Genomic DNA, 18,880 nt, shown 5'->3' with positions numbered 1-18,880 from the left:
GGTGCCGATCTTCGAGCGCGAAGGCATCAACCTGCATGTCGAGCCGCATCCCGAGGACTGGTGCGAAACGCTGCAGCCGGCGCTCGACATCATCCGCACCGTCAATTCGAAGAATGTGAAGTTCCTCTATTGCGCGCCGCATACCTTCTATTTCGGCGACGACACCAAGGCGATGCTGCGGGAAGCCAAGGATGTGCTGGCGCATGTGCATGTTGGCGATACCTTCAACCACAAGGCCAGTTCCGGGCTTCGCTACATTCTCAACCCGCCCGGCACGCAGGCGCGAGTGCATCAGCATCTGAATATCGGCCAGGGCGAAGTGCCGTGGGACGACTTCTTCGGCACGCTCTCCGAAATCGGTTTCGACGGCATCATGACCTCCTGCGTCTTCGCCTGGGAGGACAGGGCGGATGAATCGAGCAAGTTCATGCGAGCCAAGATGCAGGACTATATCGACCTCTATTTCAAGAAATAACGCGGCATACCGGCGCTGATGACGAGGCAGGCCTTGCCTCAAGCGACAGACCATTCGGAACATCAAATTGAAAGGCGATTGACATGATCAACGGAGAAAGACTGATTTCACGCCCGCTGCGCTGGGCCATGGTGGGCGGCGGACGCACGGGACAGGTAGGTTACAAACACCGCACCGGCGCCCTGCGCGACGGCAACTACCAGCTCGTCGCGGGCGCCTTCGACCTCGATGCCGAAAGGGGCAGAGACTTCGGCGTCAATCTCGGCGTAGCGGCGGAACGCTGCTATGCGGATTACAAGGCGCTGATTGCCGGCGAGACTGCGCGTGAAGACGGTGTTGATGTCATCTCCATCGCCACCCCCAATTTCACCCACTACGAGATCACCAAGGCCTGCCTTGAAGCCGGGCTGCATGTCATCTGCGAAAAGCCGCTATTCTTCACCGTGACCGAATGCGACGAGGTCGCGCGGCTCGCCGAACAGAAGGGGCTGATTGTCGGCGTCACCTATGGCTTTACCGGCCATCCACTCGTCCACCAGATGGCGGCCATGGTCAAAAAGGGAATGCTGGGCGACATCCGTATCGTTGACCTGCAATATACCCACGGCTTCAATGCCGGTGACGATGTGGGCGCGGGCGAGGCCGTCAAATGGCGCACCAATCCCCGTACCGCCGGCCCGACCTTCGTGCTGGGCGATATCGGCACGCATCTTTATTATCTCTCGGAAGTCGTGCTGCCGCATATGAAGGTGGAACGGCTGCTCTGCGACCGTAAGGCCTTTATCCCCACCCGCGCCCCGCTGGAAGACCACGCCACCGTTCTGATGCACTATGACAATGGCGCACGCGGCCGCCTCTGGGTCTCCTCCGTCAATGCCGGCAATATGGGATCGCAGCGTTACCGCTTCGTTGGCTCCAAGGCCTCGCTTGAATGGTCTGATTCCCACCCCGACCAACTGATCTACGAGGTTCAGGGCGAACCCGGCCGCATCCTGCACCACGGCATGCCTTATCTGGAACAGGAAAGCCTCGCCATCGATCGTATGGGGGCGCTGCATACCGAAGGCCTCGGTGACAGCTGGTCGAACATCTACCTCTGGATCGCCCAGGCGATCGACGCAGCAAATCGCGGTGACAGGGCCTTTCTGAAAACCCACCATTATCCCGGCATCACGGCCGGCACCGAAGGCGTTCGCTGGCTGGAAAACTGCGTCCGCTCGGCCGATGCCGGCGCCGCCTGGGTCGACTTCGCATAACCAGTTCGGGGGCGCGCCGGACCACTCTCCCGTCCTCCTCCTCACGCGCGTCCCCATATTTTTCGGAAAGACAACACAATGAAACTCGCGATTTGTACTGATGTCATGGCGAACCTGTCCTTCACAGATATGCTCGACAAATGCGTCGCGCTTGGCGTCGAAGGCATCGAGATGACCGGAGGCGGATGGTCCAGTGGCCCGCATTTCCGGGCGGACGAACTTCTGGCGAACAAGGGGCTTCTCAAATCCAAGCTCAAGGAAATCGAGGCCCGCGGCCTCGAAATCGCCGCCCTCAATTGCTCCGCCAACCCGCTCGATCCCGGCGATATGGGCAAGCGCCACCTGAAGGAAATGCAGGACACCGTTCGGCTCGCCGGTGAAATCGGCGTGACAAAGATCGTCACCATGTCCGGCCTGCCGGAGGCGGCGCCCGGCGATACCGTGCCGAACTGGCTCGTCTACACCAAGAGCTGGCCGAACGAGATGCCAGAGCGCGACCGTTACCAGTGGGAAGATCGCGCTTTCCCCCTCTGGCATGGGCTCGTGAAGCTCGCGAAAGAAGCTGGCGTCGAAAAATATGCGCTCGAGAATTTCTCGGCCATGCTTGTCTGGAACCCGGAAACCCTGTTCCGCCTGCGCAACGAAGTCGGCCCGACGGTGGGCATGAATCTCGATCCGTCGCATCTGATGTGGATGGGGGCTGATCCCATCGCGTCGGCCCGTGCGCTGGGCGGTGCAATCCACCATTGCCATGGCAAGGACACCCGCATCGAACGCGGCCTGGCGGATGTGAACGGTCTGCTGGAGCTGAAGGAGGTGACTGACGTCGCCAACCGCAGCTGGAACTATGTGGCGGTAGGCGCCGGCCGCGACCTGCAATGGTGGAAGGAGTTCTTCTCCGTCGTGCGCATGGCCGGTTACAATGGCTGGGTGAGCCTCGAAATGGAAGATTTCACCATGTCCACCGAGGCAGGCATCCAGTCCTCCATCGACGCCCTGCAAGCCACCATCAGCCGCTGAAACCTGCTCCGGGCCGCAGAAGGCGGCCCGGCGTCAATTGCGCCACGAGGATGCCATGACCAACCAGATCACCATCACCACCGCTCCCTGCTGCTGGGGCGTCGACGACGTCAAAAATCCCCATCTACCCCATTGGGAAAAGGTGCTGGGCGAGGCGAAGGCCGCCGGTTTCGGCGGTCTGGAACTCGGCCCCTACGGGTATCTGCCGCTCGATCTCAAGCGGGTTTCACAGGCGCTCAATGAGCGCGACCTGAAGATCGTCGCCGGTACGATCTTCGACGATCTGGTCTCACCGGAAAACCGCCGCAACCTGTTGCGCCAGACCGACGAGATCTGTGCGTTGATCACCCGCCTGCCAAAACCCGAAACCCATGCCGGCCAGCGTTTTCCCGCCCCCTATCTGACGGTGATGGACTGGGGACATGACGAGCGGGACTATGCCGCCGGCCATTCCGACCGCGCGCCGCGCCTCGATGGAAACGCCTGGAACGGCATGGTGGAAAACATCCGCGCCATCGCAACGCTCGCCCGTGAAAAATACGGCGTGCGCGCCACCATCCATCCCCATGCCGGCGGCTACATCGAATTTGCCGATGAGTTGCAGCAGATCGTTGAGGACATTCCCGCAGATCTGGCCGGCCTCTGCCTCGATACCGGCCATATGGCCTATTCCGGCATGGATCCCGTCGCCACGCTTCGCCGCTATTGGGATCGTGTCGACTATATTCATTTCAAGGATATCGACGCCACGGTTTTTGATGCGGTTATGGGAGAACGTATCCGCTTCTTCGACGCCTGCGCCAAAGGCGTCATGTGCCCGATCGGTCGCGGCTCAATCGATTATCCGGCCATCCGCAGCCTTTTGACGGAACTCGGCTATGGCGGCTATATCACCATCGAACAGGAGCGCGATCCGCGCAAAGCCGGCGGCATTCTGGACGATCTGGCGGCCAGCAGGGCGTTTCTTGCTGAGAATGGGTTCTGAAACGGACACAAGATAGACCGTTGAGCTGTCCCAAGGATTATCCCGGTGCGGCGAGCCAGCAATAACTGGCGAGCTTGTTTCCTCAGTGAAAGACCTTCGAAACGAAAGGTCTTATGGCGGAGAGGGTGGGATTCGAACCCACGATACCCTTGCAGGTATGCCGCATTTCGAGTGCGGTGCATTCGACCACTCTGCCACCTCTCCGCATGCGCGAACGCTTGCGTTGCGCGCTCCTCTTAAACATCAATGGCGTGACTGACAAGGGGAATTTCGTGTTTGTGTCACAAATTATTCGTCATGGATGAGGTTGGGGAAATGCTTAGGCTTGTGGCCGTTTTGGCGGATGTTTTGGGGGTGACACGCACGAACTGCGGCGGTGCGCGTCATATTCGATAGCGGCGTCAGAGCCGTCGATAAAGCCGCAAGATTTCCACGATTCTGGCATCCTGCTCTTTATCCGGCAGAAGGGCCGGTTGGCGGCTGGCGCCGACGGAAGAGTCCTGAAGATAAAGCGAGCGTTTGACCATGGCCGGTGCGAAACCGAGTGCGTAGAGATCGGTGCGGAAGTCGGCGTAGATTGCCTGCTGGCGTTCGGCCTCAGCGATGTCACCGGCGTTGAAAGCACTGAGAATGCCGGCGAGCACATCCGGCAATGCGTTGCCGAGGCCGGAAATGCAGCCTGCGGCACCGTTCTGCAACGACCAGAGAACGAGGTGATCCGGGCCGGAATAGACCTCGAAACCTGGCATCTCCTTCGCCACCTGAAGATAAGCTTCGAGCGTCTGCTGTGCACCGCCGGAATCCTTGATGCCGGCGATATTGCCGTGGGCGGCGAGTTTGCGGGCGGTTTCCGGCTCTATGTGGTTCTGGGTTCGGGCGGGAATGTCGTAGAGATAGACCGGCGTTTTGACGGCGTCAGCCACCGTCGAGAAATGGCGGATCAGCCCATCCTGCGTGCAGGCGATGAAGAAGGGCGTGATGACGGCGATGCCGTCGACGCCGATACGGTCAAAGGCTTTGGTCAATTGCAGGGTCTCAAACGTGGCGGGCATGCCCGCATTCACGATGACTTTGGCACGGCCGGCAACTTCATCCACCACCTCTTCCGTCAGCCGGATTTTTTCCTCATGCGTCAGCGCGGTGAAATCGCCATTGGTACCGGCGCACATGATGTTGTTGCCGGCCGCCACCTGGCGGCGCACCTGCGCGCGTGTCGCCTCGTAATTGATGGTTTCGTCTTCGTTGAAACAGGTGACGAGCGCGACGAAGGCTTGTTTGGTCATGAAAGAACTCCGCTTGGATTTCCAATAGTGTGATCGGCACCGGCCGGACGACGCGTAAGCTGCATATCGGGGTCGGGATCGAGGCTGGCCGAAAGGAGCGCACGCGTATAGGCTTCGCGCGGCGCCTCGAAAACCTGCCGAACCGTGCCGAACTCCACCACCTCTCCCCGCTGCATGACCATGACGTGATCGGCAAAATCCCGGACCACGGGCAGGTCATGAGCGATGAAGATGAAAGAAAGGCCCATCTCGCGGCGAAGCTTGTCCAGAAGCGCAATAACCTGCGCCTGAACCGAAACGTCGAGCGCCGAGACCGCCTCGTCGCAGATGATGAGCTTCGGCTCCAGCGCCAGCGCACGGGCAATGGCAATCCTCTGCCGCTGGCCGCCGGAGAACTGATGCGGATAACGGCGCATATGTTCCGGCGAAAGGCCGACCTGATGCAGCAATTCCGCGACCCGTTCGCGCCATTTCGCTTTGGGCAATATATCGGGATGGATGACCCAGGCCTCGGAAATAAGCTGGAACACCGTCATACGGGGATTGAGCGACTGGGTGGGATCCTGAAACACCATCTGCAGATCACGCCGGAGCGCAAAGAGTTCCGCAGGCGAAAGCTTGAAGAGATCGCGACCTTTCCACGAGGCGCTGCCCGCATCCGGCTCGTCGAGCCGAAGGAGAATGCGCGCGAGCGTCGATTTGCCGGAGCCGCTTTCGCCGACAACGGCAATGGTTTCCCCGGCCATGAGATCGAAGGAAACACCCTTCAGCGCCTCGAAGGCGCCGTAACGCTTGCGCACGTCGCGCACGCTGAGCAGCGCTTCGCCCGCCGCCTGCGGCTCGTGCATTTCTCCTCTGCCGGGTGCGGCGCTGATGAGCTTGCGGGTATAGGGGTGCTGCGGATTGCGATAGACCTCACGAACCGTGCCGGCCTCAACCAGAACGCCCTTTTCCATCACTACCACCCGATCAGCAATTTCGGCGACAACGCCGAGATCATGGGTGATGATGAGCACGGCCATGCCGGTCTCCCGCTGCAATTCCTTGAGCAGCGAAAGCACTTCTGCCTGCACCGTCACGTCAAGCGCGGTGGTCGGCTCGTCGGCGATCAGGAGATCAGGCCGAAGCGCAAGCGCCATGGCGATCATCACACGCTGGCGCTGGCCGCCGGAAAATTCGTGCGGATATTTCTTGAGCGCCCGGTCGGGATCGGGAATGCCGACGCGCGCGACCAGCCGCCTCGCCTCCGCTTCGGCCTTTGCCTTGTCCATGCCATGGGTGGTCATCGCCTCGCGGATCTGCCAGCCGACGGTATAGACGGGATTGAGATGGCTGAGCGGGTCCTGAAAGATCATGGCGATACGCCGGCCGTTAATCTCGCGGCGCGCTTCAACCGGCATTGTCAGAAGGTCCTGACCGTCGAGCAGTATCTGGCCGCTGCTGATATGCCCGGGCGGCATGTCGATAAGGTTCATGATGGCCGACGATGATACCGACTTGCCCGAACCGCTTTCGCCGAGGATAGCCAGCGTTTCGCCGCGGTCGATATGGTAGGAGACATCCTTCACCGCATGGACGATACCGCTTGCGGTGTGGAACTCCACGGAAAGGTTGCGCACGTCGAGAAGATGGTCAGCCATGCTTGCGGCCTTTCATTTCCAGCCGCCAGCGCTGCACGGGATCAAGCGCGATACGCAGCCAGTTGGAAAGCAGGTTGAGCGACAGGGTGGTGAGGATGATGGCGAGCCCCGGCCAGAACGACAGCCACCAGGCATTGGTGAGATATTGCCGCCCCTGCGAAATCATCAGGCCCCAGGTGATTTCCGGCGGCTGAATGCCAATTCCGAGGAAGGAGAGAGCACTTTCCGCCAGCATCACATAGGCGAAATCCAGCGTTGCGAGCGTCGTCAGTGTTGGCAGCACGACGGGCAGGATGTGGCGGAACAGAATGCGTTTGCCTGATGCGCCCATCACACGCGCTGCCTGCACGAACATGCGTTCGCGCACCTCCAGCACCTCGGCCCTTGTGGTGCGGATGTAAACGGGAATGCGGGTGATGGCGAGAACCAGCATCAGGTTGAGGATGGAGGAGCCGAGCAGATAAAGCACGATGACCGCGATCAAGAGCGACGGGAACGACATGATCACATCCGCGAGCCGCATGATGATCTGGCCGACACGGCTTGAGGAAAAACCGGCAATCAGGCCGAGCACGGTGCCGGTTATGGCGGAAAGAAGCACTGCGCCGGCCGCAATCATCATCGTATTTTGCGTGGCGGCGACGATGCGCGCGAGAAGCGAACGGCCGAGCGCATCCGCCCCCAGCCAGAAATACCACTCGCGCTGCCAGTCGAACGGGGCGAGATTGCGTCCGCGCAGGTTCTGTTTCGTCGCGAGATCACCGAGCCATGCCGGGCCGACAAAAGCGAGGATAACGACGATGATAAGGAAGACCGCGGCACAGAGCGCGAATTTATCCGCCCACAACATGCGCAGCATGCGCGTTGCGAAGGAGGGTTCGGCTATGATCTCGGTGTCGGCGTTGGAAAGGCTCATGGCTGAAGGGCCTCCTCAGTGCCGGATACGCGGATCGAGGAGCGCATAGGCGATATCGATCAGAAGATTCATCAGGAAGATCGCCAGCGCGGTCACGAGAATGGCGGCCAAAACGACGTTGAAATCGCGTTGAAGAATGGAATCGATCATCAGCTTGCCGACACCGGGAAAGCCGAAGATGGTTTCGACGATGACCGCACCGTTGAGAAGGCTTGCCGCCTGGTCGCCAATGACGGTGATGACCGGCAGCATGGCGTTTCGCAAGGCATGGATGAAAATGATCGGACCCGACTTCACGCCCTTGGCGCGCGCCGTTTTGACATAGGCCGAGGACAAAGCGCCGATCATCGAGCCGCGCACCACCTGCACGATAATACCGAAGGGGCGCACGAACAGGACCGCGATCGGCAATATCCAGTGCAGCACGGAGCCCGTGCCTGACGTGGGCAGCCAGGCAAGATTAACGGAGAAGACGACGATGGCAACGATCGCCAGCCAGAAATCCGGCACGGATGCACCGATGAGCGAGATGCTCGAGGCCATGCGGTCGAAAAAGCCGCCGGAGCGGAAAGCCGCAAGCGAACCCACGACGATTGCGGCGGTTGTGACCAGCGACATGGTGATGACCGCAAGCCACAGCGTCCAGACGAAAGCCTCCAGCACAACATCCAGTGCCGGGCGGGCTTTTCTGAGCGATTCGCCCAGATCCCCCGTCATCACATCGCCCGCATAACGCAGAAACTGCACCATCAGCGGATCATTCAGCCCGTGCAGCGCCCGAAACTGCTGCTTCAACTCCTCCGAAGCCTCCACCGGCAGAAACAGCGCGGCCGGGTCCCCCGTCAGGCGGGACAGGAAGAAAACCATAACGATGAGGCCGATCAGGGAGATCAGGCTCGCAACGGAACGTTTTCGGATGAAGCTCAGCATGGTTGCCTCCGGTTTTTCAATGCGGCGGCGTAGCTTTCGCTGCGCCGCCGCTTCTCAATTGACAAGACGCGGGGTCTTATTTGATGCCAATTTCCGAAAGCTGCAGCATCGAGTTCGTTGCAATGGTGGGCTTGAAGTCCAGCCGTTCCGAGACACGGGAGAAGCCGACCATGTGGAACAGCAGCACATCAGCCACCACGTCGTCGTGCAGATAAGCGATGAGTTCCGACCAGAGCTTGGCGCGTTCGTCACCCACGGCTGCGGATGCACGTTCGATCAGATCATCCACCTTCTTGTCCGAGAAGCCAGACTGCGTGCCCTTGGTGGCATATTTGAAGAACATGGTGAAGGACGGGTCGCCCTTTGAATTGTCGTGCATGGCGGCGACAATCTGCGGACCGCGGCCTTCCTTGAAGGGCTTGGAATAATAGCTTTCGTGCTCGGCCACTTCCACGAATTTCAGGTCTATCTTGAAGCCGACTTCCTGCAATTGCTGCTGGATCGCCTCCATGATCTCGGTGACATTAGGGAAATTCGCCGTGCGCGCGATGATGGTGATCGGCGTATCCACCTTGACGCCGGCAGCCTTGGCTTCCTCGAGCAGCTTCTTTGCGCCATCGGGGTCATAAGGGAAGACCTTGACGTCAGGGTTCCAGCCAAGCGTGGTCGGCGGAACGAGCGCGGTGGCCAGCACGGCACCTTCCGGAACCAGTGTACCGAGGAAGGCCTGCCGGTCGATGGCAAGGTTGAGCGCGCGGCGCACCCGCACATCGTTCAGCGGCGCTATATTGTGATCGAGACGCATATAGACCGTCTCGCTGTCGAGATAGGAAAAGTCGGTCTTCGCATTGGTGGCGTCGAGCTGGGAAATGGAAGGCGAAAGATCGGCTTCGCCGGTTTGCACCATGGCGGCGCGAACCGAAGGATCGGCGCGGAAAAGATAGGTCGCTTCCGTCACCTGCGGTTTGGCTCCCCAATAATCATCGCGTGCGGTGAGCACAATCTGCTGGCCCGGCGTCCAGTTGGTCAGCTTGTAGGGCCCGGTGCCCACAGGTTCGCGAATGAATTCCATCTTGGTTTCTTCGGGAACGATGGTAACGAGCGACATCAACAACGGCAGAATGGGCTGCGCCGGTTCAGTCTTGAAGTCGATCGTGTGGTCGTCGACGATCGACGGGGTCACGGTCATGCCACCGAAATAACGGCGGGACTCGCAGGCGTTCTTGTCGCTCATGATGCGTTCGAAGCTGTGCTTCACATCCTTGGCGTCAAATGTCGTGCCGTCGGAAAACTTCACGCCTTCACGCAGGTGGAAACGCCAACTTCCGTCGGCATTCTGCTCCCACTTCTCGGCAAGGCGCGGCTGAACGCCCTTCTTGCCGCGCACATCGAGCTCGGTCAGCGTCTCGCTGACATTTTCCATGATGATACGGCCGATATTGGAGCGGGTGGCCATGCAGGGCTCAAGCAGGTCCGCCTCTTCCGCCAGCACGATCTTGATCGGCCCCGATGCCGCAAGCGCCGGCGAAACCGCGGCGCTGAGGGAACCCAAGACAAGGGCGCCCGCAATCAATGACTTCTTCATTCCGTTCTCCTCCCAGATCAGAAATTCAGCAACATGGCGGCGCACCGCAAGGGACGTTCTAAAAGCCCCGTCTCCTGCATTGAGGAGCATGGCGTGCGGATGATCGTCTCCTCCACCCGTAAACAGAGCATCGACGTTATCGAATTTTTTGTCAATTTATTTTTCAAAAGCAGTTTTTATTCAGGTCAAATCTCTTGATTTTATCGTTTAAAAACATCTAGTTAATTTCTTAAACCAAAACCAACTGCCCGTCTTTTTTTATCAAATAAACTTGACAACTTTTTGAATATGCCATTTTCATCAGGACAAGAGGAGACCACGATGACCCCTGATGACATTGCTCACGCCATGACCGGAGCCATGCATACCGCGTCGGAAAACCGGCAGGAAGCATTCCTGCCATCACCCATGATCCAGAACCATGCGAGCTTCCTGCACCTTCTGGATGACGGCACCCTGCTCTGCGCCTGGTTTGGCGGCACATTGGAGGGAAAATCGGATATTTCGATCTTCGCATCCGTGCTGACACCTGGCTCAACCCATTGGGGGCCACCGCAGCGCCTGAGCCATGACCCCGCCCATTCCGAACAGAACCCGGTTCTTTTCACCGCGCCGGATGGCGTTCTCTGGCTGTTTCACACAGCCCAGCCCTCCGGCAACCAGGATGAGTGCCGCATTCGCATGGCGCGGGTCACACGCGACCCGACAGCACCGGAAAAGCTTGCCTCCGAGGAAGGACGGTTTCTCGATCTCCCGCAGGGCTGCTTCATCCGCGCGCCGCTGCGTATTCGCGATGACGGCGCATGGCTGCTGCCAATCTTCCGCTGCGTCCAGCGTCCCGGCCAGAAATGGAACGGCAGCCACGATACGGCGGCGCTCGGCATATCCACAGACAATGGCGCGACTTGGCAATTGCAGGAATTACAGAAATCGACCGGCTGCGTGCATATGAGCCCGGTCGCGGTGACGAATGGCCACTACGCCGCCTTCTTCCGCCGTCGTCAGGCCGATTTCGTTTACCGCACGGAAAGCGCCGATGGCGGCCGCTCATGGTCAAAGCCGCAGCCGACCGACGTGCCAAACAATAATTCCTCCATTGCCGTGATCAGGCTCGGCGATGGCAGGCTGGCAATGATCTGCAACCCCGTCAACGCCGCGCAGTCGAGCGATCGCCGCGCCTCGCTTTATGACGAATTGGGAGAGGAAGACGACAGGCCGGATGCCGATCCAAGCGGTGGCTGTGTGCCGGTCTGGGGCGTGCCGCGCGCGCCGGTTTCGATCTGCCTCTCCAATGATGACGGGCGCAGTTTTGCCACCCGGATTCTGATCGAAGACGGACCGGGCACCTGCCTGTCGAACGATTCGACGGATGGCCGCAATCAGGAAATGTCCTATCCATGGCTTCTGGAAGCGCCGGACGGTACGCTGCATGCGAGCTACACCTATCATCGCCGCGCAATCAAATATGTCCGGCTGGCGCCCGGCTGGGCTGACGAGAACGACGGGAGACAAAGATGAGCAATATCATTGGCATCACCATGGGCGACCCCTGCGGCGTCGGCCCAGAAATCACGGTGCGGGCGCTGGCGGACATGTCCGCGCCGGATCGCGCGGCGACGCGGATTTACGGAAATCTCGCCACGTTGGAAGCGGCGCGGGATGCGCTTGGCGTTGATATCGATCTCTCTCAGCATGTCGTCGACTTGGCCGTGGAAGGCGCGCCACTGCCCTGGGGTACATTGTCGCCGGTGGCTGGAGACGCCGCTTTCCGTTTCATCGAAAAAGCGGTTCGCGATGCCGAAGCGGGCGCAATCGGCTGCATCGTCACCGCGCCGATCAACAAGGAAGCCTTGAATCTCGCCGGCCACCATTATGATGGGCACACCGGCATGTTGCGCAGCCTCACCGGTTCCTCGGCGGCCTATATGCTCCTCGCCTCGGAACGGCTGAAAGTCATTCACGTCTCGACCCATGTTTCCCTGGAGGAGGCCATTCGCCGGGCAACGACGGAGCGGTTACTGGCGACCATCCGCGCCGGCAACGCGCATCTGAAACGCATCGGTTACGAGCGGCCGCGCATCGCGGTTGCCGGCATCAATCCGCATTGTGGTGAAAACGGGCTGTTCGGCACTGAGGATGACGACCAGATCGCACCGGCGGTCGCCGCCGCCCGCGCCGAAGGCATCGAGGTGCAGGGGCCTATTTCCGCCGACACCGTATTCCACCGGGCTTATTCCGGCGCTTTCGATCTTGTCGTCGCCCAATATCACGATCAGGGCCATATCCCGATCAAGCTTGTTGCTTTCGATACCGCCGTCAACGTTTCCGTCGATCTGCCGATAGACCGCACCTCCGTCGATCACGGCACGGCTTTCGATATCGCCGGCAAAGGCATCGCCAATCACGGCAACATGAATGCGGCCATTGCCTATGCGCGCAAGCTCGTGGCGGGCAAAGAACCGAAGGGATGAGTACCATGTCTACAGCTCCCATTCTCATCCACCAGCCACGCCGGCTCGCCGTTGGCGCAGGCACCATTTCACAGGTCGGCGCCTGGGCGGGAAAGACCACCTCGACCCTTATTATCGCCACACCGCTGACGGCGAAATTTGCCGACCGGCTGCAATTGCAAGGTCCTTTCACCATATTCGATGCCATTCCCGGCGAGCCGGACACCACAACGCTCGATGCCGCCCTTGCCGCGGCCCGCGCCGCCAAACCGGATCTGGTCATCGGCCTCGGCGGCGGTTCGGTGATGGATGTGGCAAAACTGGTCGCGGCGCTCTGGAATTCCGGTCAGACGCTTGAGGATGTGGCGGGGCCGAACAGGGTTGTCGGGCGCGACACGCGGTTGGTGCAGATCGCCACCACCGCCGGCACCGGTTCGGAGGCTGGCATCCGTTCGCTCATCACAGATCCCGTCAAAGGCAACAAGATCGCGGTCGAAAGCCCTTATCTGATTGCGGATTTCGCCGTACTCGATCCGGAACTCACCTATTCCGTGCCTTCAGCGGTTACAGCGGCCACGGGGGTGGATGCCATGGCCCATTGCGTTGAAGCCTTCACCAACCGCAAGGCCCATCCGATGATCGACGGTTTCGCCCGCATGGGCTTTGCGCTGGTGGGCAAATATCTGGCGCGCGCCGTCCGCGATGGCGCGGATACCGAAGCGCGAGAAGGCATGATGCTCGCTTCCTATTATGGCGGCATCTGTCTCGGCCCGGTCAATACGGCGGCCGGTCACGCCATTGCCTATCCGCTCGGCACGCTTCTCAACCTGCCGCACGGGCTGGCGAACGCCATCGTCTTCCCGCATGTTCTGGCCTTCAACCAGCCTGCGGTTTCGGCGAAAACCGCAGAAGTAGCGGGAGCGCTCGGGCTCCGCGAACACCTTTCGCCTGATGATCTGCGCAAGGCGGCGACGGATTTCTGTGCCGGGCTCGGCATCGAAATGTCGCTCGCACGGCACGGCGCGACTGAAGCCGATCTTCCCCGCTACGCTGAGGATGCGCACGCCATCCGCCGGCTGATGGACAATAACCCCGTCGATATGAGCGTCGAAGACGTGCTCGGGATTTACCGCCACGCCTTCTGAGCAAAAATCCGGTACGCGGACACGCGCATCGGCCTTCCGCTTAATCCGTATGCGAAGACTCAAACAGGCGGTCGCGCGATCCGGTCAGGTGCTGGAGCATAAGCTGGCGTGCCGCCTCTGCATCCCCATCGGCGATCGCCTTAGCGATTGCCTCATGCTCGGCAAAAACACGCGTCAGACCGGATGCCTCCCGCTTCACCGACATGCCGTGGAACTTCATTCCCACTGCAATATGGTCTTTCAGCGCTTCCATCGCGGTGGAGAAATAACTGTTTCGCGCCGCCCGCGCGATGGCAAGGTGGAACTGATAATCGGCATCCTCGCGGTGAGACTGGCGATTGGTCGCGTCCCGCATCAGTTCGAGCGCCTTCCTGATCGCCGCAAGCCTTTCGCCATCGTGCCGCAATGCCGCTGCTGCGGCCGCCGCCGGCTCCAGCGTCAGCCTGAATTCGTAACAGTTGAGAAGATCAGCAACGTTTTCGAGCTGCCCGAAGCCGAGCGGTTCACGCAGACCAAAGGCCCTGACATAGCTGCCGGAGCCTCTGCGGGAATAGATGAAACCCTGCTCGCGCAGCCGCCGGAGTGCTTCACGCACCACCGGCCGCGATACTTCGAATTCCATGGCGAGTTCGTGTTCGGTCGGCAGCCGCTCATCCGGCTTGTAGGCGCCGGATTTGATCGCCCGGTGCATTCTCTCGAAAATAATGTCCGGAAGTGCCTTGCGCGCCGTTTCTTTCATCAGCCCCATCTGGTCAGCTCTCTCCAGCGTCATTGTCGCCAAGCATCATTTTCGCGATCCGTTTCAGCGTGTCAGCTTGCCCAAAACCGCCGGACTTCGCAATGATGCATTGGTCTCCGGACCAGCCGACGCCGAGACCCGGCAGGCATTCGCCGGCAAGACGCAAGCGCGAAATGCCCATGGCCCGCAGCACGGCTTCGGCCGTGGCTCCACCAGATAACAGCAGTCTTGCCGCCCTGGCGGTAAAATGCGGCACGACGCCTTCCGCCAGCCGGTCTGAAACCGCAAGCGGCGACAGATTTTCCGCACCCTGCGTTGCTTGAACCAGCGTCAGGCCGGCACCCCCATCTGCATGACTGGGCACGATACCATTCGGCGCCTCAACGATCGAGACAGGCCCAACACTCCCAAGTACGTCAATCTGCTCCACCGTGATCGGATCGCGGGACCCGATGACAAAAAGCCCCTTGCCGGCTGGAACGGCCGCCGCCTCAGGGACAGTCTGGCCCGTCATCGCCTCAGCCAGCGCCTCGGCAAGCCCACGCGCGCCGACCAGAAGATCTGCCCCCTCCGCCTGCGCGGCGGCGAGAGCTTCCCTGATATCGCCCTTCGATCGCGTATCGGGTACCGTGCAGCGGCCGGCGTGTCCGCCCAGTCTGTCATGAACAGGAATGGCAATTTCGACGCCAAAGCCGGAAACGGCTCCGTCAACAACGACACGGTCAAAGTCCGGAATGGCGGGCGCGACAAGCGCGTGGCGATAGGAAATCGCATCCATTTCCGCTGCAATATGCCCCTTCAGGCGGGAATCGATCTTCTTGAACAAAATTGTACCGGCCGGAACCAGCGCCAACAGTTCCTGCGTGCGGCGGCGGGCTTCATCTGCCTCGCCATCGCGACAGCCGAGATTGACGCTGAGGACGGCAGGCGCATCCGCGAGCGCTGCACGCACACCGTCAAGCCCGATCGCAACCTCGGTCGCCAGCCCGCGCCCGGCAAAGGGGGCGGCGGCGTCGAGCGCTCCGGTCAGATCATCGGCAAAAATCAGCAGCACGAACGAAGCCTTCATAAAAGTTGTAATGTTTTACGTCGATAAATTGATTTATAATCAATAGATAATGGGATGTGAATAACAAAAATTGTAACACGCTATTTCGAATTGACCAAACGGCTGCGAAGAGGCCCGCAGAGCGACGGCAGAATTCGGAAATAGTGGCAGGGGACCGCAGCCACACATGGCTGGACGGGGCAAAGATGACAAACCGCCGAGGTTGCTAGATGAACCGGAAGGGCAGGCCCGAGATGAGCGCTTTGACAAAACGTTTTTTCTGAAAGCGTCCGTTCAGCGATACCCGCGGCAACTGCGTCGGCTTTTCGAGGCTGTGGGGACCAATAACGCCGGCCTGCGTGGTCACGGCCGCAGAAAATCCTGCGTCGTGAACGGCTTTCGCTTCGCGTTCTCCCACCGCCCTTACCCAGCCATAGGGATAGGAAAAGGACCGTGGCCGATGGCCGACATAGGCTTCCACCCGGCGTGCCGATTCTGCGATCTCATAAGCCAGGCGCGCCGCATCGACCTTGCGCATATTCACATGCGTCATGGTATGGGCACCAAAATGAACCAGAGGATCTTCCGACAGCGTCCTGAGCTCATCCGTATCCATGACGAGTTCGTCCACGATCGCGATGGGATCGACGCCATGTTGCCTCGCGGCACGGTCGATTCTTTCCACCGCCTCGTCTTCCGAAAAGTTCTGGACGAAATCTTCAAGCCGCGTGAATGCCTCCGCTTTCTGCGAAGGGTTGGCGCATGCCACCTGCACCGGCCCCGCCCCGAAATCGAATTCGAAAGACGCGGCCTTCTGCGTCAGGGCAGCGGCGGTTTCCCACCAAAGGCTGCGTGTTCGCTCGACAAAACCCGGCGTGATGAAAATCGTGTAAGGCACGGCATATTTGCGGAAGATCGGCGCTGCATGATCGGCATTGTTGCGATAGCCATCATCAAGCGTGAAGGCGCAGAACGACCGACCTTCGTGGTTATCGGCAAGCAGAGCCGGCAGATCGTGCAGATGGACCGGAACGAGGCCACATTCGAGCGCGGCCTGTATCGCCTCTTCCAGAAATTGCGGCGTAACTGACAATTGAACGTTCGGTGCAAAGGCCGAAACAGCCCTGCCCGGGCGCACATGGTGAAGTGTAAAAATCACACCACGCCCCGCCAAGGACGGAAACGCCGACCGGACAGGCGGGAAAGAACTCACTTCCAGCCCCGCCCTTATGGCCCCATATTTTCCGAGGCGTTTGAGCGGCGGTAAAAATCCCGTTTTCGATTGCCCTGACGCCAGACCGGGAAGGATGCGTTTTTTTATGACCCGCAAGACCGTCAATGGCAGATCGATCAGGCCCGGCAAGGGATCGTTCAGCGCGAAAGAGGCCCAGCTGCGGATTTTGCCCAAAGAGGCGAAATAGTCTCCAATCCTCGTCTGACCCCTCCGGGCCAGGGTGAAAGCCGCAACGGTATCGCGGACAAGATAAGACCAGGAAACGCCCTGCCGCGCGCTGACGGGCTGGCCAGTCTGTTCGTCATTCGCGACCCGCCACAGCAAAGCACCAAGATCGACGCCTGCGGCCGAACAGAGGCCGAACCACGACCATGGGCGCGGATTGACATCGAGAAGTTTCAACTCGCCATCCCGGCCGTCGAGCTTGAACTCGACCTCGACAAGCCCGCTATGGCCCGCGGATTTCAGCATTTTTTGGGCCGCATCGATCGCTTGCCCGTTATCGACAACCTCGACACGGGTGCTGGTATAACCGAAATCGACGGGATATTGCCGGGCGCGCCGGGCCGTGAATTCGGCCACCGGCTCTCCATAGAGCCACAGTGCCGCGTAGGAAAACTGGCTTTCTCCGCCGCCGGGAATGAGTTCCTGCACAACGACGTTGCCAGCGCCGATCTCTCCACTCGCATCGGCGAAAGCAGTCTTCAGCGCCTGGCGATCATCCGCCCGGATCACTTTCGCCCGGGCAATCGTGGTATCACCGCCCCCCATGTTGGGCTTGAGAATGACGGGAAACATCACATCCAGCGCATCGATGTCGGCGTCCGATGTCAATGCATAGGTCCGGGGAATGCTGACGCCAAGCTCCGCCGCACGCTTGTAAAGCAGCGGTTTTTCACACAGCCATTGCAGAGCCGCCCAATCCGGCAGAACGATTTTGTAAAGAGCGGAAAGCTCCTCACGGTGCTGCGAAATGAGCTGGACCTCACCATCGCCGGACGGCACCAGCAGACAGCCCTTCAAACCGTGCTTCTCGGCCATTTGACGCAGGAACACGATCGCCCCGGCATCATGCGGGCCAGCCCAGCGAATTGTTTCCCGCACGAAGCGCGACCAGCCCGGCAAGGGGGAATCGTGGGTGAGATAATAGACGGGCACATTCAGGACGCCGAGGCTGCGCGCAAGGGCTAGCGTGCCGTGAGCGCCGCCGACAATAACAACACCTGGAATGGTCAAAGCCTGATCCCCGTCCTATTCCATATCTTGATCGCAAAAATTGATAAATAAATTCGATATTTCGAAAGTATTGAGCGGAGAGATATCGAATGGCGCGGAAGGCCAAAGCGCCTGTGCTCTTTATTCCTTTGGCAGGCGCTTTGTCGTTGCTTTGAAAAGACGGCGACCTTCAAGCCTCTTTGCGGACGGGGCGCGGCTCACCATTGTCATCCACCGCGACCATGATGAAGACGGCCTCCGTCACCTTTTCGCGTGAATCCTGATAATGCCTGCGGGTCCAGGCTTCGATCTTGAGCGTGACGGAGGTGCGGCCGATCTTTTCGATCCTGGTATAGACGCACAATGTATCGCCGATCTTGACCGGCTTCTTGAAGACGATCTCATTGACTGCCACGGTGACGGTGCGGCCGCCGGCCACATCATTGGCGCGAACGAAAGCGGCAAGGTCCATCTGCGACATGACCCAGCCGCCGAAAATATCACCGGCCGGGTTGGCGTCGGCGGGCATTGCAAGCGTTCTGAGCGTGAGTTCCATGTCGGCGGGCGGTTGCTGGTCCATGTCTCAAAATCCTTTCACAAACCTCCCGCTGCCGGACTTAAACAACCGCGCCCTATCCGCCAATAGCCGATTTTTCGCGGCAGCCCTTCCAAAACAGCAAGGAATCACAGGGCCATCGTAAGCTTCGGTTAACCATGATGGGGCACGATTCCAAAAAACGCGAGGGCGTGCGAATGGCCTATGACTGGAGTGGAAACAACACAATACAGCAGCGCTACGACCGTATTGTCCTGGCGGTCGCAAGCGTCGTCGCCATCAGCCTGGCGACAGGCACACTTGCCCTGCGCTCGCAGGTGGAGCCGGAATCCGCGATAAGCCTCGTCAAACAGCAACGGCTCGCTTCAGACAGCTGGCATTTGCGGCTCTGATCCGCTCCCAT

Annotated in this window: 18 protein-coding genes and 1 tRNA gene; 9 read left to right on the top strand and 10 right to left on the bottom strand. The window is 59.9% G+C overall.

The annotated features are described in order from the left end of the window. From ASB65_RS04175 to ASB65_RS04160, 4 genes are all read left to right on the top strand, one after another. A partial coding sequence (locus ASB65_RS04175; RefSeq protein ID WP_155643903.1) for a sugar phosphate isomerase/epimerase family protein occupies positions 1-475 on the top strand: 475 nt, incomplete at its 5' end. A gap of 83 nt (positions 476-558) precedes the next feature. Continuing rightward, a complete protein-coding gene (locus tag ASB65_RS04170; protein ID WP_060723113.1) occupies positions 559-1,731 on the top strand; it encodes a Gfo/Idh/MocA family protein in 1,173 nt (390 codons plus the stop codon). Positions 1,732-1,809: 78 nt separating this feature from the next. Then, positions 1,810-2,751 (top strand): sugar phosphate isomerase/epimerase family protein, encoded by a 942-nt coding sequence (locus ASB65_RS04165; protein ID WP_031233988.1) that lies wholly within the window; start codon positions 1,810-1,812, stop codon positions 2,749-2,751. 55 nt (positions 2,752-2,806) lie between these two features. Continuing rightward, positions 2,807-3,736, top strand: a complete 930-nt coding sequence (locus ASB65_RS04160; protein WP_060723115.1) for a sugar phosphate isomerase/epimerase family protein — start codon at positions 2,807-2,809, stop codon at positions 3,734-3,736. A gap of 114 nt (positions 3,737-3,850) precedes the next feature. On the opposite strand, the gene ASB65_RS04155 is transcribed toward ASB65_RS04160, so the two are convergent. The 6 genes from ASB65_RS04155 to ASB65_RS04130 all read right to left on the bottom strand — a co-directional run bounded on the left by ASB65_RS04155 (position 3,851) and on the right by ASB65_RS04130 (position 10,090). Continuing rightward, positions 3,851-3,940 (bottom strand) — tRNA-Ser (locus tag ASB65_RS04155). Between the two features lie 197 nt (positions 3,941-4,137). Further along, positions 4,138-5,019 (bottom strand): dihydrodipicolinate synthase family protein, encoded by an 882-nt coding sequence (locus ASB65_RS04150; protein ID WP_060723112.1) that lies wholly within the window; start codon positions 5,017-5,019, stop codon positions 4,138-4,140. Next, the gene (locus ASB65_RS04145; RefSeq protein WP_060723111.1) at positions 5,016-6,659 is read right to left on the bottom strand and encodes an ABC transporter ATP-binding protein; all 1,644 of its coding nucleotides are present in this window, start codon (positions 6,657-6,659) and stop codon (positions 5,016-5,018) included. The genes ASB65_RS04150 and ASB65_RS04145 overlap by 4 nt, the downstream gene beginning before the upstream one ends. Then, entirely contained in the window at positions 6,652-7,575 is a 924-nt protein-coding gene (locus ASB65_RS04140; RefSeq protein ID WP_060723110.1) for an ABC transporter permease, read from the bottom strand. The genes ASB65_RS04145 and ASB65_RS04140 overlap by 8 nt, the downstream gene beginning before the upstream one ends. A 15-nt stretch (positions 7,576-7,590) precedes the next feature. Then, positions 7,591-8,505 (bottom strand): ABC transporter permease, encoded by a 915-nt coding sequence (locus tag ASB65_RS04135; RefSeq protein ID WP_003506052.1) that lies wholly within the window; start codon positions 8,503-8,505, stop codon positions 7,591-7,593. A gap of 76 nt (positions 8,506-8,581) precedes the next feature. After that, positions 8,582-10,090: an ABC transporter substrate-binding protein gene (locus ASB65_RS04130; protein ID WP_060723109.1), complete on the bottom strand. Its 1,509-nt coding sequence runs from the start codon at positions 10,088-10,090 to the stop codon at positions 8,582-8,584. A gap of 33 nt (positions 10,091-10,123) precedes the next feature. On the opposite strand from ASB65_RS04130, the gene ASB65_RS28645 reads away from it, so the two are divergent. The 4 genes from ASB65_RS28645 (at position 10,124) to ASB65_RS04115 (ending at position 13,685) form a co-directional block, all read left to right on the top strand. After that, positions 10,124-10,288, top strand: coding sequence for a hypothetical protein (locus tag ASB65_RS28645; RefSeq protein ID WP_174014772.1), 165 nt, complete (start codon positions 10,124-10,126; stop codon positions 10,286-10,288). A gap of 123 nt (positions 10,289-10,411) precedes the next feature. Continuing rightward, positions 10,412-11,608, top strand: coding sequence for a sialidase family protein (locus ASB65_RS04125; RefSeq protein ID WP_060723108.1), 1,197 nt, complete (start codon positions 10,412-10,414; stop codon positions 11,606-11,608). Beyond that, entirely contained in the window at positions 11,605-12,561 is a 957-nt protein-coding gene (gene pdxA / locus ASB65_RS04120; RefSeq protein WP_060723107.1) for a 4-hydroxythreonine-4-phosphate dehydrogenase PdxA, read from the top strand. The genes ASB65_RS04125 and pdxA overlap by 4 nt, the downstream gene beginning before the upstream one ends. Then, positions 12,558-13,685, top strand: a complete 1,128-nt coding sequence (locus ASB65_RS04115; RefSeq protein WP_060723106.1) for an iron-containing alcohol dehydrogenase — start codon at positions 12,558-12,560, stop codon at positions 13,683-13,685. The genes pdxA and ASB65_RS04115 overlap by 4 nt, the downstream gene beginning before the upstream one ends. 40 nt (positions 13,686-13,725) lie before the next feature. Here ASB65_RS04115 and ASB65_RS04110 read toward each other — a convergent pair whose 3' ends face one another. From ASB65_RS04110 to ASB65_RS04095, 4 genes are all read right to left on the bottom strand, one after another. After that, positions 13,726-14,433: a FadR/GntR family transcriptional regulator gene (locus ASB65_RS04110; RefSeq protein WP_003506041.1), complete on the bottom strand. Its 708-nt coding sequence runs from the start codon at positions 14,431-14,433 to the stop codon at positions 13,726-13,728. A gap of 4 nt (positions 14,434-14,437) precedes the next feature. Next, a complete protein-coding gene (locus tag ASB65_RS04105; protein ID WP_060723114.1) occupies positions 14,438-15,478 on the bottom strand; it encodes a four-carbon acid sugar kinase family protein in 1,041 nt (346 codons plus the stop codon). Positions 15,479-15,698: 220 nt separating this feature from the next. Then, positions 15,699-17,942: a polysaccharide deacetylase family protein gene (locus tag ASB65_RS04100; RefSeq protein ID WP_060723105.1), complete on the bottom strand. Its 2,244-nt coding sequence runs from the start codon at positions 17,940-17,942 to the stop codon at positions 15,699-15,701. A gap of 169 nt (positions 17,943-18,111) precedes the next feature. After that, complete coding sequence (locus tag ASB65_RS04095) at positions 18,112-18,501, bottom strand: acyl-CoA thioesterase (RefSeq protein ID WP_003506036.1); 390 nt, start codon at positions 18,499-18,501, stop codon at positions 18,112-18,114. A gap of 173 nt (positions 18,502-18,674) precedes the next feature. Here ASB65_RS04095 and ASB65_RS04090 point away from each other — a divergent pair, with 173 nt between their 5' ends. Further along, complete coding sequence (locus ASB65_RS04090; protein WP_035212966.1) at positions 18,675-18,869, top strand: hypothetical protein; 195 nt, start codon at positions 18,675-18,677, stop codon at positions 18,867-18,869. Positions 18,870-18,880: the final 11 nt, after the last annotated feature.

The organism is Agrobacterium tumefaciens str. B6 (assembly GCF_001541315.1).
Lineage (GTDB): Bacteria > Pseudomonadota > Alphaproteobacteria > Rhizobiales > Rhizobiaceae > Agrobacterium > Agrobacterium radiobacter.
This window is presented reverse-complemented; position numbering and strand designations above follow the sequence as displayed.